This is a genomic window from Archangium sp., assembly GCF_036277355.1.
GTDB lineage: Bacteria > Myxococcota > Myxococcia > Myxococcales > Myxococcaceae > Archangium.
Genome location: NZ_DASUNC010000097.1, coordinates 22,873 through 35,396, shown reverse-complemented (window position 1 = coordinate 35,396; position 12,524 = coordinate 22,873). Strand labels below are relative to the sequence as shown.

The 12,524-nt window shown below is 71.0% G+C and carries 13 protein-coding genes; all 13 read left to right on the top strand.

Annotated elements, in window-relative coordinates; translation table 11 throughout:
* Window positions 1-82 precede the first annotated feature (82 nt).
* The 13 genes from VFZ09_RS25205 to VFZ09_RS25145 all read left to right on the top strand — a co-directional run bounded on the left by VFZ09_RS25205 (window position 83) and on the right by VFZ09_RS25145 (window position 12,517).
* Complete coding sequence (locus VFZ09_RS25205; protein ID WP_329730203.1) at window positions 83-1,066, top strand: sigma-54 dependent transcriptional regulator; 984 nt, start codon at window positions 83-85, stop codon at window positions 1,064-1,066.
* A gap of 282 nt (window positions 1,067-1,348) precedes the next feature.
* Window positions 1,349-1,942, top strand: coding sequence for a DUF4255 domain-containing protein (locus VFZ09_RS25200; RefSeq protein WP_329730202.1), 594 nt, complete (start codon window positions 1,349-1,351; stop codon window positions 1,940-1,942).
* Window positions 1,939-2,754, top strand: a complete 816-nt coding sequence (locus VFZ09_RS25195) for a hypothetical protein (protein WP_329730201.1) — start codon at window positions 1,939-1,941, stop codon at window positions 2,752-2,754. Before VFZ09_RS25200 ends, VFZ09_RS25195 begins: the two co-directional genes overlap by 4 nt.
* Before the next feature lie 14 nt (window positions 2,755-2,768).
* Window positions 2,769-4,796, top strand: coding sequence for a phage tail sheath family protein (locus tag VFZ09_RS25190; protein ID WP_329730200.1), 2,028 nt, complete (start codon window positions 2,769-2,771; stop codon window positions 4,794-4,796).
* Between the two features lie 21 nt (window positions 4,797-4,817).
* Complete coding sequence (locus VFZ09_RS25185) at window positions 4,818-5,270, top strand: phage tail protein (protein WP_329730199.1); 453 nt, start codon at window positions 4,818-4,820, stop codon at window positions 5,268-5,270.
* Between the two features lies 1 nt (window position 5,271).
* Window positions 5,272-8,058: a hypothetical protein gene (locus VFZ09_RS25180; RefSeq protein ID WP_329730198.1), complete on the top strand. Its 2,787-nt coding sequence runs from the start codon at window positions 5,272-5,274 to the stop codon at window positions 8,056-8,058.
* The gene (locus VFZ09_RS25175) at window positions 8,059-8,523 is read left to right on the top strand and encodes a phage tail protein (RefSeq protein ID WP_329730197.1); all 465 of its coding nucleotides are present in this window, start codon (window positions 8,059-8,061) and stop codon (window positions 8,521-8,523) included.
* A 2-nt stretch (window positions 8,524-8,525) separates the two neighbouring features.
* Entirely contained in the window at window positions 8,526-9,215 is a 690-nt protein-coding gene (locus tag VFZ09_RS25170; RefSeq protein ID WP_329730196.1) for a hypothetical protein, read from the top strand.
* Between the two features lie 25 nt (window positions 9,216-9,240).
* Complete coding sequence (locus VFZ09_RS25165; RefSeq protein WP_329730195.1) at window positions 9,241-9,414, top strand: hypothetical protein; 174 nt, start codon at window positions 9,241-9,243, stop codon at window positions 9,412-9,414.
* A 6-nt stretch (window positions 9,415-9,420) separates the two neighbouring features.
* The gene (locus tag VFZ09_RS25160) at window positions 9,421-10,494 is read left to right on the top strand and encodes a phage late control D family protein (RefSeq protein ID WP_329730194.1); all 1,074 of its coding nucleotides are present in this window, start codon (window positions 9,421-9,423) and stop codon (window positions 10,492-10,494) included.
* A 3-nt stretch (window positions 10,495-10,497) separates the two neighbouring features.
* Window positions 10,498-11,400: a phage baseplate assembly protein V gene (locus VFZ09_RS25155; RefSeq protein WP_329730193.1), complete on the top strand. Its 903-nt coding sequence runs from the start codon at window positions 10,498-10,500 to the stop codon at window positions 11,398-11,400.
* Entirely contained in the window at window positions 11,397-12,119 is a 723-nt protein-coding gene (locus VFZ09_RS25150) for a hypothetical protein (RefSeq protein WP_329730192.1), read from the top strand. The genes VFZ09_RS25155 and VFZ09_RS25150 overlap by 4 nt, the downstream gene beginning before the upstream one ends.
* A gap of 5 nt (window positions 12,120-12,124) precedes the next feature.
* Window positions 12,125-12,517 (top strand): GPW/gp25 family protein, encoded by a 393-nt coding sequence (locus tag VFZ09_RS25145; RefSeq protein ID WP_329730191.1) that lies wholly within the window; start codon window positions 12,125-12,127, stop codon window positions 12,515-12,517.
* Window positions 12,518-12,524 lie beyond the last annotated feature (7 nt).

Below are 12,524 nucleotides of genomic sequence, written 5' to 3'. Positions count from 1 at the left end.
CTGTCTCCAAAACCACACTTTCCCCGTCCCGCGGTTCAATGCCCACCGGGCGCCGTGTGGCCCAGTCTGCCTGCCCCGACGTATGACGACGCCCATCCTTGGCACCAGCGGCACCCACGCCCAGCTGCTGGAGTTCGTCGCCTCCGCGGCGAGCTCCGACGCGGAAGTCCTCATCCAGGGCCCCAGTGGCGTGGGCAAGGAGCTCTACGCCCGGAGGATCCACGAGCTCAGCGCCCGCGCCCAGGCCGCCTTCGTCCCCGTCAACTGTGGCGCCCTCCCCGCGGACCTCTTCGAGAACGAGCTCTTCGGCCACGCCCACGGCGCCTTCACCGGGGCCCGGACCCGCTCCAACGGGCTCGCCGCCGAAGCCCACCAGGGCACCCTCTTCCTGGACGAGATCGACTCCCTCCCCCTCGCCAGCCAGGTCAAGCTGCTGCGCTTCATCCAACTGAAGGAGTACCGGCCCCTCGGCGACCCGCGCCTGCGCCACTCGGACGCGCGCATCATCGCCGCCACCAACGCGGACCTCGTCACCGCGGTCCGTGAAGGGCGTTTCCGCGCCGATCTCTTCTTCCGCCTGCGCGTGCTGCCGCTCGTGGTTCCGCCCCTGCGCGAGCGCCGCGAGGACATCCCCGCCCTCCTCGAGCACTTCCTGCGGCGCTACGCCGCCGAGTACGGCAAGCCCCCCGTCTCCTTCTCCCGCCAGGCCCTCCAGCACCTGTATGCCTATGACTGGCCCGGCAACATCCGCGAGCTGGAGAACTGTGTCCGCTACCTGCTGTGCACCCGGAGCGGGGGCACCGTCCACCCCGAGGAGCTCCCGCTGTTGAGCCACCTGGAGCAGGAGACCGCGGCCGCGTCCCCCCCCGAGTCCGCCGCTGCGCTCCACCAGGAGACGTTCCAGTCCGCCAAGCGCCGCGTCGTCTCCGCCTTCGAGCGTCAGTACCTGCAGCGCACGCTCCAGGCCCACCACGGCAACATCGCCGCCGCCGCGCGCGCCAGCGGGAAGCACCGCCGCGCCTTCTTCGAGCTCATGCGCCGGCACGGGCTCACCCGCGAGCAGTGAGCCTCCCTCCACGGTAGCCACCCCGGGCCCGGGCCTCTCTCCACGCGGGGAGGAGCCCGGGTGCGTGCGTCTTCCGCGCGCCCTCCCCCCTGGACGAATCCATCCACCCTCCTCCCTCGGGCGCGCACGCGGTTGTCCCGCGCGGGTGGATGATTTCGTCCCACGCCTCCACCCCCTGAAGACAAACACACACACGAACCCCCTGGAATCACACCGCGCCCGGCGCCAGGCGGGCTGGCGCGGACGTTGCTCGACAAGAGGCGAGGAGAGGAGGGGTGTTCGGTGGCAACCTACGCGGCAATCCCAGCCATCGGGCAGGCACTCCTCGGGTTGTTGAAGCAGTCCTGTCCCAAGCCCGAGTTCGCGAACGCCAGCTTCGAACTCTACCAGGCCAACAACTTCAAGAAGCCCATGGAGGAGGGCATCTCCCTCTTCCTCTACCGCGTCACGCCCAGCACCGCCCGCCGCAACCTCCCGGGCCGCGTGGACGCGAAGGGCCGCCGCTTCCGCCGGCCCCTCGCGTTGGATCTCCACTACCTGCTGACGCCCTGGGCCCGCACCGCCGCCCAGCAACACAAGCTGCTCGGCTGGGCCCTGCGCTTCCTCGAGGACAACTCCAGCATCCCCGCCAACGTCCTCAACCACTTCGGCCTCCAGGGGACGGATCCCTTCCTCCCCGACGAGAGCGTCACCCTCGTCTTCGATCCGCTCGGCATCCAGGACTTCCTCAACGTCTGGGAAGTCGGCAAGCCCAACCTCCAGGTGTCCGCCACCTACCTCGTGCGGCTCATCGCCATCGACTCCACGGTGGTGGAGGAGGAGCACCCGCCCGTGGGCGAGCGCGATGTGCGGCAGGGAAGGCCCGGCGAGTCATGAGCCCCTCCGTGCACTCGTACCACCTGGTGTCGCGCGAGGCCTGCTTCGGCGTGCGCTTCCGCGACGCGGCCACGGGCCAGTACATCGGCGACGGGCTGGTGGTGAGCGTCTGGCCCGAGTCCCGGCCCGCCCTGCGCCAGCGCGCGTCCGTCAACCCCTCCAGCGTCTGGGTGCTGAGCGATCTCCCCGGACTGCGGGCGCTCCCGCCCGGAAGCCCCCGCAAGCGCTTCTCCGTCGAGGTGCGGGACACGGAGGGACGCTTCCTTCCCTGCTCCTTCCAGGTGGAGCTGCCCTCCCGGACGCTGCTGACGCTCGAGTGCCTTCCGGACACGCCGCCCTCGCCCCTGTGGCCACCGGAGCCGGCCCTGCCGCTCTTCTCCGCGCCCTCGCGCCACGCCTCGCCCCTGCTGGCGGTGGTGCGCGCGGAGCTGTGGGACGTGAAGGCGGAGGCGCCCGCCGCCTGGGCCCGGCTCGAGGTCCGCGTGAAGGACGAGCTCGTGGCGCGCGGCCTGGCGGACGCCCAGGGCCGCGCCGCGCTCTTCTTCGACTCCCCCGCCATCCTCCAGGACGCGCCCCTGCGCGAGCAGTCCTGGACGCTCCGGCTCGAGGCCTTCTACACGCCCGCCGGGCCCGTGCCCCCCCTGGCCCCGGATCTCCGCGGCACCCTGCGCCAGCCCGCCGCCCGCCTCTGGCCCGACACCTCCGGCGCCCAGCCGCACCTCGAGCTCACGCTGCACTACGGCCAGCCACTCGTCGTTCGTACCCAGCAGGACACCCACTCCCGGCTCCGGCTCACGCCCGCCGGCTCCTAAGCGAGGAACCACCGATGCCCGAATATCTCGCTCCCGGCGTATTCGTCGAAGAGGTCTCATTCCGCTCCAAGAGCATCGAAGGCGTCAGTACCACCACCACGGGCTTCATCGGCCCCACCCGGTACGGCCCCATCGAGCTGGAGAACGAGCTCATCACCAGCCTGGGTGAGTTCGAGCGCACCTACGGCAGCCGCCTGCAGCTCAACTTCAGTGACACCGGCCGGCTCCACAACTACCTGTGGCACGCCGTGCGCTCCTTCTTCGAGGAGGGCGGCAAGCGCCTCTACGTCAGCCGCGTCTTCCGGCGCCAGGACAAAGAGGCGTACACCGGCTTCGATACGAAGGCCGCGGTGGTCCCTGTCGACGCGCCCTACCCGGATGGGCACGCCCGCGCGCTCCTTCCCGCCGACGCGGCGGCGGATGCGCCCTCCCTCTTCCTCCACGCGCGCTACCCCGGCTCGTCCGGCAACATGGCGCTGCGCCTCACCCTGCGCGTGGGCCAGAACGTCCTCTCCTACAACCAGGCCGGCGAGGTGCGCGTGGGTGCCCTCCTGGACAGGGACGTGGTCCTCATCAACGTGGTGGACGCCAAGAACTCCGGCGACTTCTTCCTCGCCCTCCAGGACGCGACCGGCGCGTGGACCTTCAAGCCCTCCACCGGCAAGACGCTGACGCTCGCCGACATCCAGGCAGGCGAGGTCCCGCCCCTGAACGAGGGGGGCGGCGGAGGTGGAGGCGGAGAGGGTGGAGGCGGAGGGCGTGGAGGCGAGGCGGAGGAAGGCGAGGGGGGCGGCGGGCGAGAGGCGAAGAGGCGGCGGTTCGAGCTCCGCGTCATCACCGTCACGGCCAGCATCCTCCCGACGAACGACTCGGATGCATTCCTGGTCTGGGACGGGCTCGCACTGGATCCGCAGCACTCCCGCGCGGGCACCGCGGACTCCCTCACCGCCCGCTTCATCCATGACCCGGGGACTCCCTCGCGCAACCGGGAGATCCCCCTCGTCCTCGAGGCGCGGGAGATCCCCGACGGGCTCACCCTGCTGCGCACCCTCATGGGCGCGCGCCTGGCGAACCTGAGGGACCTGACCTCCTCGGACGAGGAGCGTTCCGCCGATACCCTCCTCCGGGGCGGCAACGACGGCATGCGGCCCGTCTCCGGTGATTACGAGGGCCGGGAGGTGCCGGACACCACCCGGAAGACGGGCCTGCGGCAGTTCCAGGATCTGGAGGACATCTCCATCGTCGCCGCGCCGGGCGCCACCTTCGGCTACGAGACCGGCTACGGCCCGCACGCGGCCACCATCGTCAACTCGCTCATCTCCCACTGCGAGCGGATGAAGTACCGCATCGCGGTGCTGGACAGCGGCGATGGGCAGACGGTCCAGAAGGTGCGGGAGATGCGGGCCAAGCTCGACTCCAGCCACGCCGCCCTCTACTACCCGTGGGTGAAGGTGATGGATCCGGTCACCCGGCAGCCCATCGTCCTGCCGCCCAGCGGCTTCGTGGCCGGCATCTACGCGCGCAACGACGTGCAGCGCGCCGTCTACAAGGCGCCGGCCAACGAGGTGGTGGTCTCCGCCATCGGCTTCGAGTCCATCCTCAACACCGCCCAGCAGGAGGCGCTCAACCCCGAGGGCATCAACGCCTTCCGCTTCTTCGAGGGCCGCGGCTTCCGGCTGTGGGGCGCGCGCACCGTCAGCTCGGATCCCGAGTGGAAGTACGTCAACCTGCGCCGCTACTTCGCCTACCTGGAGCGCTCCATCGACAAGGGCACCCAGTGGGCCGTCTTCGAGCCCAACGGCGCGCAGCTGTGGGCCAACATCCGCCGCACCATCGAGGACTTCCTGCTCAACGAGTGGCAGAACGGCGCGCTGCTGGGAGATCGCCCGGACGCGGCCTACTTCGTGCGGTGCGACCGCTCCACGATGACCCAGAACGATCTGGATAACGGCCGGCTCGTCTGCCTGGTGGGCGTGGCCCCGCTGCGTCCCGCCGAGTTCGTCATCATCCGCATCGGCCAGTGGACCGGTGACCGGAAGTAACCCCACACAGGAGGAGCCGAGATGGCCACCTTTCGAGAGCGTCCCTACGTGCAGTTCAACTTCCTGGTCGACCTGGGCACCGGCACCACCGACGGGGCGGATGCCGGCTTCCAGGAAGTCAGCAACGTCGGCATGGAGGTCACCGTCGCCGAGTACCGCAACGGCAACGAGAAGGAGAACGCCGTGCGGAAGATCACCGGCCTCAACAAGGCCACGGACGTCACGCTGAAGCGGGGCGTCATCGGCTCGCTGACGCTCTACAAGTGGTTGGATCAGATCCGCAACGGCGATCAGAACGCGCTGCGCACCGTCACCATCCAGCTGCAGAACGAGGACCACACCGCCGTCGTCCAGACGTGGAAGCTGCTGCGCGCGCGCATCATCAAGCACGTCAGCGGCCCCTTCAACGCGAAGGGCACGGAGGTGGCGATGGAGGAGCTGACGCTGTCCTACGAGCGCCTGGAGATGGAATAACGTGCCTCGCGCCTCCACCAGACGCCCACCGGGCATCCGCTTCGAAGCGCAGCCGCCGTCCGCGCCGGACGAGCTGCCGCGCATGGACGTGGCGGCCTTCGTGGGTTTCGCGGCCTCGGGGCCGTTGGATCAGCCCGTGCTGGTGGAGGACGTGGCGCGCTTCCAGGCCCTCTTCGGGGAGGACCTGCCCATCGCCCTGGACGTCGAGCGGGGAGAGCGGGTGCACGCGTACCTGGCCCCCACGGTGCGGGCCTTCTTCCGCAATGGAGGCCGGCGCTGCTGGGTGGTGCGCGTGGCGGGGCCCGGCGCGTGCTCCAATGTCTTCCCCCTCCCGGGGCTGCTGCGCACCACCGCCTCGGGCGATGCCGCTCCCGCCCACGCCCGCGCGCGCTCGGAGGGGAGCTGGTCGGATCCGCTGCTGCTCGCGGCCAGCCTCTCCGCCGAGCCCTTCGCGCTCCTGGGCGGCTCCGGCACGGATGCGCCGCTCGCGCTGGACGTGGCGCCTCCCCTGGAGCCCCTCGCCGGAGATCTGCTCCGCGTCCGCTTCGAGGCGGCGGGGTACACGCTGCTGCTCCCCGTGGAGACGGTGGAGGCGGTGAAGGACGAGGAGAACCCGGAGCGGACGGTGGCGTGGCGGAGCTCCGGAAGCCACCCCCAGTGGCTGCGCACGGGCACGCGTCCGGAAGCGCTCCAGGGGAACGAGCCCGTCCCGCTGCTGTGGGTGGGCCCCGGCGAGGAGCCGCCCCTCCGGCTCACCGCCCGGGTGGCGGACACCGGCGAGCTCGAGCTCGAGCAGAAGCCACCGCTCATGGCGGAACCCCGCCCCGGCTCGCTGCTGTGCCTCGACGAGCGGGTGCGGCGGCACTGGTTCATCGTCGGGGAGCTCCATCCGGAGAAGCCCGGGGTGACGATGTCGGGTGAGTGGGTGGAGCTGTTGCCCACTCCGCCCACCGACGCGGAGCTCGGACCCTTGAAGGAGGGCCGGGGTGAGCGGCTCACCTTCGGCCTCTGGGTCCGGCGCGGAGGCGAGGCCCCGCAGCGCCTGGAGGGATTGGGCTTCTGCCCCTCCCATCCACGCTACTGGGGCGCACTGCCCACGGATCTCGCGTGGCTCCAGGGCACCGAGCAGGAGGGGCCCGCCCTCCCCTACTCGGAGCCCGAGCTCCACGAGGCGCTGCGCCAGAGCGCGCTCGAGCCGCGCTTCCCGCTCGCGGCCCCCCAGGACGAGGATGAGGCCTTCTACTGGCCGCTCGGGATGGCGTTGCTGCCCGAGCCGTACCTCGGCCGCGTCCCGTCCGCCGAGCCCGCGCTCGTCCGCGACGGCCTGGAGCGCCTGACGGCGGTGCCCTTCCTCGACGAGGCGATGGAGGGCGTGGGCACCCTGGCCCTGCTGGCGCAGGCCCACTTCATCCAATACCAGAGCCCCCAGCCTCGCCCGCTCAAGGGCATCCACTCGCTGCTCTCCAAGGAGGAAGTCACGCTCGTGGCGGTGCCGGACGCCGTCCACCGCCCGTGGAGCCTGGAGCAGGAGCGGTGGCCGGAGGCGCCCGAGAACACGCTTCACCCCCTGGCGCCTCCCACTCCGCCGCCGGAGGCCCTCCCGGGCGCCTTCCATGACTGCGTCTACCTCGCCCCGCCCAAGCCCACCGGGCTCGAGGTGACGCCCGCATCACCCGCGCTCGGCCAGGCCTTCGAGCTGTCCTGGTCCCTGGAGGAGGCGCAGGAGCAGCCCGTCGTCTACACGCTCGAGGTGGCCACCTTCCCGGAGTTCCAGGACGCGGTCGTCCTCTACGAGGGGCCCGCCGAGCGCATGACGCTCTTCGCGCAGAACGCGGGCACGTACCACTACCGCGTCCGCGCCCGCCGCGGCATCTACCCGGGCCCATGGTCTCCCACGCGGACGATCTCCATCTCCGGCCAGCCCGGCTGGAGGCTGCGCCCCGCGGAGACGTATGGCGAGGCCGAGAAGAATCACCTGAAGGCGATCCACGGCGCGCTCCTGACGATGTGCGCCGCGCGGGGGGATCTGCTCGCCGTCCTCTCGCTGCCCGCGCACTTCCGGGAGGACGACGCCACCGGCCACGCCGACAGCCTGCGGCGCAAGTTCCCCCTCGAGGGGGACGCGGCCTCCTCGCTCGTGGGCACCAACGCCCCCAGCCACGGCGCGCTCTACCACCCGTGGCCCCTCGTCTCCGAGGCGGGAGCGCTCCTCGAGCCGCGCTGGATTCCACCGGATGGGGCCGCCTGCGGCGTGCTGGCGCGGCGCGCGAACGAGCGCGGGGCCTGGGTGACGCCCGCCAACGAGCCCTGGAACGACGTGGTGGCCCTCGCGCACAAGCTGGAGCGCCAGACGTGGCTGACGCTGCGGGACGCCCAGGTGAACACCCTGCTCCAGGAGCCCCGGGGCTTCGTGTCCCTCACCGCCTCCACGCTGACGGCGGATCCGGACCTGGAGCCCATCCACGTGCGGCGGCTGCTCGCGCTGCTGCGCCGGGCCGCGCTCCGGGCCGGCAGGACCTACGTCTTCGAGAACGACTCCCCGGACCTCCGCCGCTCCGTCCAGCGCGGCTTCGAGCAACTGCTCAGCGGCCTCCTCACCCGCGGCGCCTTCGCCGGCAGCACCCGGGAGGAGGCCTTCCAGGTGGTACTCGCCTCCGATCCCGGCACCGGCTCCGGGCAGGGCCGCTTCGTCGTGGAGCTGCGCGTGGCGCCCTCCTCGCCCCTCACCTTCCTCAACGTCCGCCTGGTCCAACGCGAGGACCGCGGCCTCTTCACGGAGGAGCGCTGAATGAGCGACGCCCTGTTCACCGCCTTCAACTTCCGGGTGGAGCTGCGCGTCGGGGACTCCCCTGTCTCCCTGTGCGAGGCCTCCTTCGCCGAGTGCGACGGCCTGGAGATGACCCTGGACGTGAAAACCATTCGCGAGGGCGGCAACAACGGCCAGCAGATCCGCCTCTTCGGTCCCGTCAGCTACGGCCAGCTCACCCTGCGGCGCGGGATGACGCCCAACCATGATCTCTGGCTGTGGTTCGAGACGGTGGTGGCCTCCCCCCGGACGAAGCGGGCCCAGGGAGAGGTGCTCCTCCTCTCTTCCGATGCGAAGACGATCCAGGCGCGCTTCTTCCTCGACCGGTGCATCCCCGTGAAGCTCAAGGCCCCGGCGCTCCACGCCAAGGACGGCATGGTGGCCATCGAGGAGCTCCAGCTCGCCTACCAGTCCCTCACCCGCGTCCAGCCCCGAGGAGGAGCCTAGCCATGCCCCTGCCCCTGGCACTCGCCAAGGCCGAGCTGCGCCAGCTCGACGAGCGGCAGAACGAGGTCAACGAACAGAACTGGGTGATGGTCCAGTTCAACCCGGAGACGCTCAAGGTCTCCCTGTCCAACCAGCTCTCGGGAGATCAGAAAGGCACCGGAGGCCGGCAGTACGTGGGCGAGGGCACCACCAAGCTCTCGCTCCAGCTGTGGTTCGACGTCACCGACCCGGATACGAACTCCCAGGAGAACGACGTCCGCCGGCTGACCCGGAAGGTCGCCTTCTTCATCTCCCCGACGGAGAAGGTGAAGGAGGGCCAGTACATCCCACCGGCCGTGCGCTTCGTCTGGGGCTCGTTCCAGTTCGACGGGGTGGTGGAGTCCATGGAGGAGTCGCTGGAGCTCTTCTCCCCCGAGGGCCGGCCGCTCCGGGCCAGTGTGACGCTGGGGCTGTCGCAGCAGAAGATCGACCCCTACGTCATCCGCACGGACAAGTCGCCCGTCGTCGGGCCGGGCGCGCGCATCACCGGCATCGAGCGGCTCACGCCCGCGCCCGCGGGCAGCACCCTGCAGGGCATGGCGGCGAACGTGGGCCGGGAAGCGGAGTGGTGGGAGATCGCCAAGGCCAACCGGATCGAGGATCCGCTGCGGCTCCCCACCGGACAGCTGATCAACCTGAAGGCCGGCGGCTGAAAGGCCAGGCCAGGAGGAGCGGCACATGCCGGTGGTCATCAACGACTTCGAGATCATCCCCGAAACACCCCCCGCCTCCGCCAACGGCGGCAAGCCGGAGCCGGGCCCCGCGCCCGTCCCCGAGATCCAGAGGCAAACGGAGCTCCACCGGCTTCTCACGCGCGGCCGGGAGCGCCAGCTGCGCCTGCGCGCGTACTGAATCGCCATGGCCGACGGGACCCACTCCACACCCCTGCGTCCCTCCCGCCCCACCTTCCACGTGGGCGGTCAGGAGATCGCCACGCTCGGCGGCGGGCTGCTCGCGCTCACCATCGAGGAGGACACCGGGGGCCTGTACCGGTGCGAGGCCACCTTCGGCAACTGGGGCGCCGTCAGCGGCGGCATCGGCTTCCTCTACTTCGACCGGAAGACGCTCGACTTCGGCAAGGGCTTCCAGGTGAGGCTCGGCCGGGACACGCTCTTCGACGGGCGCATCTCCGCGCTCGAGGGCCGCTTCCAGGAGAACGGCCCTCCCGAGGTGGCGGTGCTCGCCGAGGATCGCCTCCAGGATCTGCGGATGACGCGGCGCACGCGCACCTTCGAGAAGGTCAGCGACGCGGACGTCCTCCAGCAGCTCGCCTCGAAGCACGGGCTGGGAGCCCGGGTGGACGTGCAGGGGCCGCAGTACGACGTGCTCGCCCAGGTGAACCAGAGCGACCTGGCCTTCCTGCGCGAGCGGTGCCGGGCGGTGGGCGCGGAGGTGTGGGTGGAGGACGGGACGCTGCACGCCCAGGCGCGCCCGGATCGCGCCTCCGGCACGCCCCTGACGCTGACCCATGGGAGCGAGCTGCGCGAGTTCACCGTGCTCGCGGACCTGGCCGGGCAACGCACCTCGGTGTCGGTGAGCGGCTGGGACGTGCGGGCCAAGACGGCGCTGAAGTACACGGCCACGGACTCGGTGCTCGGCGCGGAGCTGGACGGGGGGACGAGTGGCGCGAGCCTGCTCTCCTCCACCCTCGGAGACCGCGAGGAGGTGCTCGTCCACACGGTGCCGCTGTCACTCGCGGAGGCCAGGGCCCGCGCGGAGTCCTTCTTCCGGTTGGGGGCGCGGCGCTTCGTCACCGGCCGCGGCACCGCCTGGCCAACGCCCGGGTTGCGCGTGGGCGTCCGCGTGGAGCTGAAGGGCCTGGGGAAGCTCTTCAGCGGCAAGTACTACGTCACCGGGGTGAAGCATCTCTTCGACGCAACGAATGGGCTGCGCACCGAATTCACGGCCGAGCGCCCGGGACTGGGGAGGTAGCACATGGGGGGGCACCAGGCCTTCGAGGCCATCATCGACGAGCGGGTGCCGGAAGGGCTCGGCGGGCGCATGTACGGCCTCTACCCGGCGCTCGTCACGGACGTGAAGGATCCGGACAACCAGGGCCGCGTGAAGGTGGTGCTGCCCTGGGCCCCGGACACCGCGGGGGCTCGCTACGAGGCCTGGGCCCGGCTCGTCACGTTCATGGCCGGCAACAACCGCGGCTCCTGGTTCATCCCGGACGTCAACGACGAGGTGCTGGTGGGCTTCGAGGCCGGCGATCCCCGCCGCCCCTATGTGCTGGGCGCGCTCTGGAATGGCACGGATGCGCCGCCGGACGCCATGGACGGCCAGGGGCTCAACGCGCGCAAGGTGCTGCGCTCGCGCAACGGGGTGAAGATCACCCTGGACGACTCGGACGGCAAGGAGACGCTCCTGCTCGAGACGCCCGCGGGCCAGAAGGTGACGCTCCTGGACTCGCCCGCCTCCATCGAGGTGAAGGACTCCAACGGCAACACGGTGAAGCTGGAGGCCGCCGGCATCTCCATCACCACCCCGTCCTCGGCCAGGCTGGTGGTGAACACCGGCACCATGGAGGTCACCGCCTCCAACAAGCTGTCGGTGACGGCCAACACCGTGGAGGTCACCTCCGCCGGGAAGGTGTCGGCCACCGCCAACACCGTGGAGGTCACCTCCGCGTCCAAGCTGACGGTGAACGCCGCCGCCTCGGTGGAGTTCAACACCGCCTCCTTCAAGGTGACGGCCGGCACCCTGAGCCTCACCGCCGGCACCATCTCCGCCACGGCCGGCATCTCCCAGTTCGCCGGGCTGCTGCGCGCGGACATCATCAACACCAACACCGTCATCAGTCCCACGTACACGCCGGGCGGAGGCAACACGCTATGAGCACGTCCACGCCCCGGTGGCTGAACCCCGCCACCCTCTGGGATGCCACCGTCCAGGACGATCCGGTGAAGCGCGGCGCCCCGCTGCTGCTGCGCTTCGTCTCCGAGCGCTTCATGGACGACCTGGGCTCGCGGCTCAAGGCCCTGCCGGCACCGGATCTCTCCGCGCTCGTCGCCCGCCCGGAGAACTCCGAGGCGCTCAAGCTGTACCAGCCGGTGCACGGGCGCTACTACCTGGTGATGGCGCGGCTGGTGTCCTCGCCGGACGTGGACACCGATTATCTGCCCGACTCCGGCCTGGACGAGCAGGTGGGCTTCGTGCTGCGCCGGCTCCGCGCGGATGGCGGCGAGGAGGCCTGGGTGTCCCCGCCCCGGGATGACGTGGAGCCCTCCTGGCTCGAGGTGCCCGGAGGCGGCGCGGAGGCCCTGGCTCCCGACGAGGTGCCCACGCCCGTGTTCCCGTTGACCTTCGGCCCCCGGGAGCGGCGCCGCCGGTTGCTGGTGGGCTCCGTCCCCACGGGCGCCACCGGCAGGTTCGTCGCGGCGGAGCCTCCGGGCAGCGGCCTGTATGCCCTCCGCTTCGTGCTGCACCGCACCGGCGAGGGGCCATTGCCTCCGCCCGTGCTCAGTGACCGCTCGGAGGCCTTCCTGCTGGCGGACTTCGCGGATCCGCAGGCGCCGAAGCGGCCCCTTCCCCCCGAAGCCCAGGCCGCGAGGTGAATCGCATGGACGCTGGAAGTCTGCTGGGACGAGGCATCGGCTTCCCACCCAGGGTGGGCTCCGATGGACGTCTGCGCTGGTCCGAGGGCGAGCGCAACGTGCGCGAGTGCATCCAGATCATCCTCACCACCGAGCAGCGCGAGCGGCTCCTGCTGCCCGACTTCGGCGGGGGACTGGGCTCCTTCCTCTTCGAGCCCAACACCGTGGCCACGCGCCACCGGCTGGAGGAGCGCATCACCCGGGCGCTGGCCCTGTGGGAGCCCCGCATCACCGTGGAGTCCGTCCTCGTCGAGCCCGATCCCGCCGACGCCCGGACCGCCCTGGCCACCATCACCTACCGGCTCGTCGCCACCCAGGCGCGCGAGCGGGTCAGCCTGAGCGTGTCGCTCGCCGGATGAGGCGCCT

Bases quoted from the DNA above. Each gene is read 5' to 3' on its own strand.
- VFZ09_RS25160 (WP_329730194.1), top strand. From the start codon at position 9,421: ATGGCCGACGGGACCCACTCCACACCCCTGCGTCCCTCCCGCCCCACC.
- VFZ09_RS25165 (WP_329730195.1), top strand. From the start codon at position 9,241: ATGCCGGTGGTCATCAACGACTTCGAGATCATCCCCGAAACACCCCCC.
- VFZ09_RS25145 (WP_329730191.1), top strand. From the start codon at position 12,125: ATGGACGCTGGAAGTCTGCTGGGACGAGGCATCGGCTTCCCACCCAGG.
- VFZ09_RS25195 (WP_329730201.1), top strand. From the start codon at position 1,939: ATGAGCCCCTCCGTGCACTCGTACCACCTGGTGTCGCGCGAGGCCTGC.
- VFZ09_RS25150 (WP_329730192.1), top strand. From the start codon at position 11,397: ATGAGCACGTCCACGCCCCGGTGGCTGAACCCCGCCACCCTCTGGGAT.
- VFZ09_RS25170 (WP_329730196.1), top strand. From the start codon at position 8,526: ATGCCCCTGCCCCTGGCACTCGCCAAGGCCGAGCTGCGCCAGCTCGAC.
- VFZ09_RS25190 (WP_329730200.1), top strand. From the start codon at position 2,769: ATGCCCGAATATCTCGCTCCCGGCGTATTCGTCGAAGAGGTCTCATTC.
- VFZ09_RS25155 (WP_329730193.1), top strand. From the start codon at position 10,498: ATGGGGGGGCACCAGGCCTTCGAGGCCATCATCGACGAGCGGGTGCCG.
- VFZ09_RS25205 (WP_329730203.1), top strand. From the start codon at position 83: ATGACGACGCCCATCCTTGGCACCAGCGGCACCCACGCCCAGCTGCTG.
- VFZ09_RS25185 (WP_329730199.1), top strand. From the start codon at position 4,818: ATGGCCACCTTTCGAGAGCGTCCCTACGTGCAGTTCAACTTCCTGGTC.
- VFZ09_RS25175 (WP_329730197.1), top strand. From the start codon at position 8,059: ATGAGCGACGCCCTGTTCACCGCCTTCAACTTCCGGGTGGAGCTGCGC.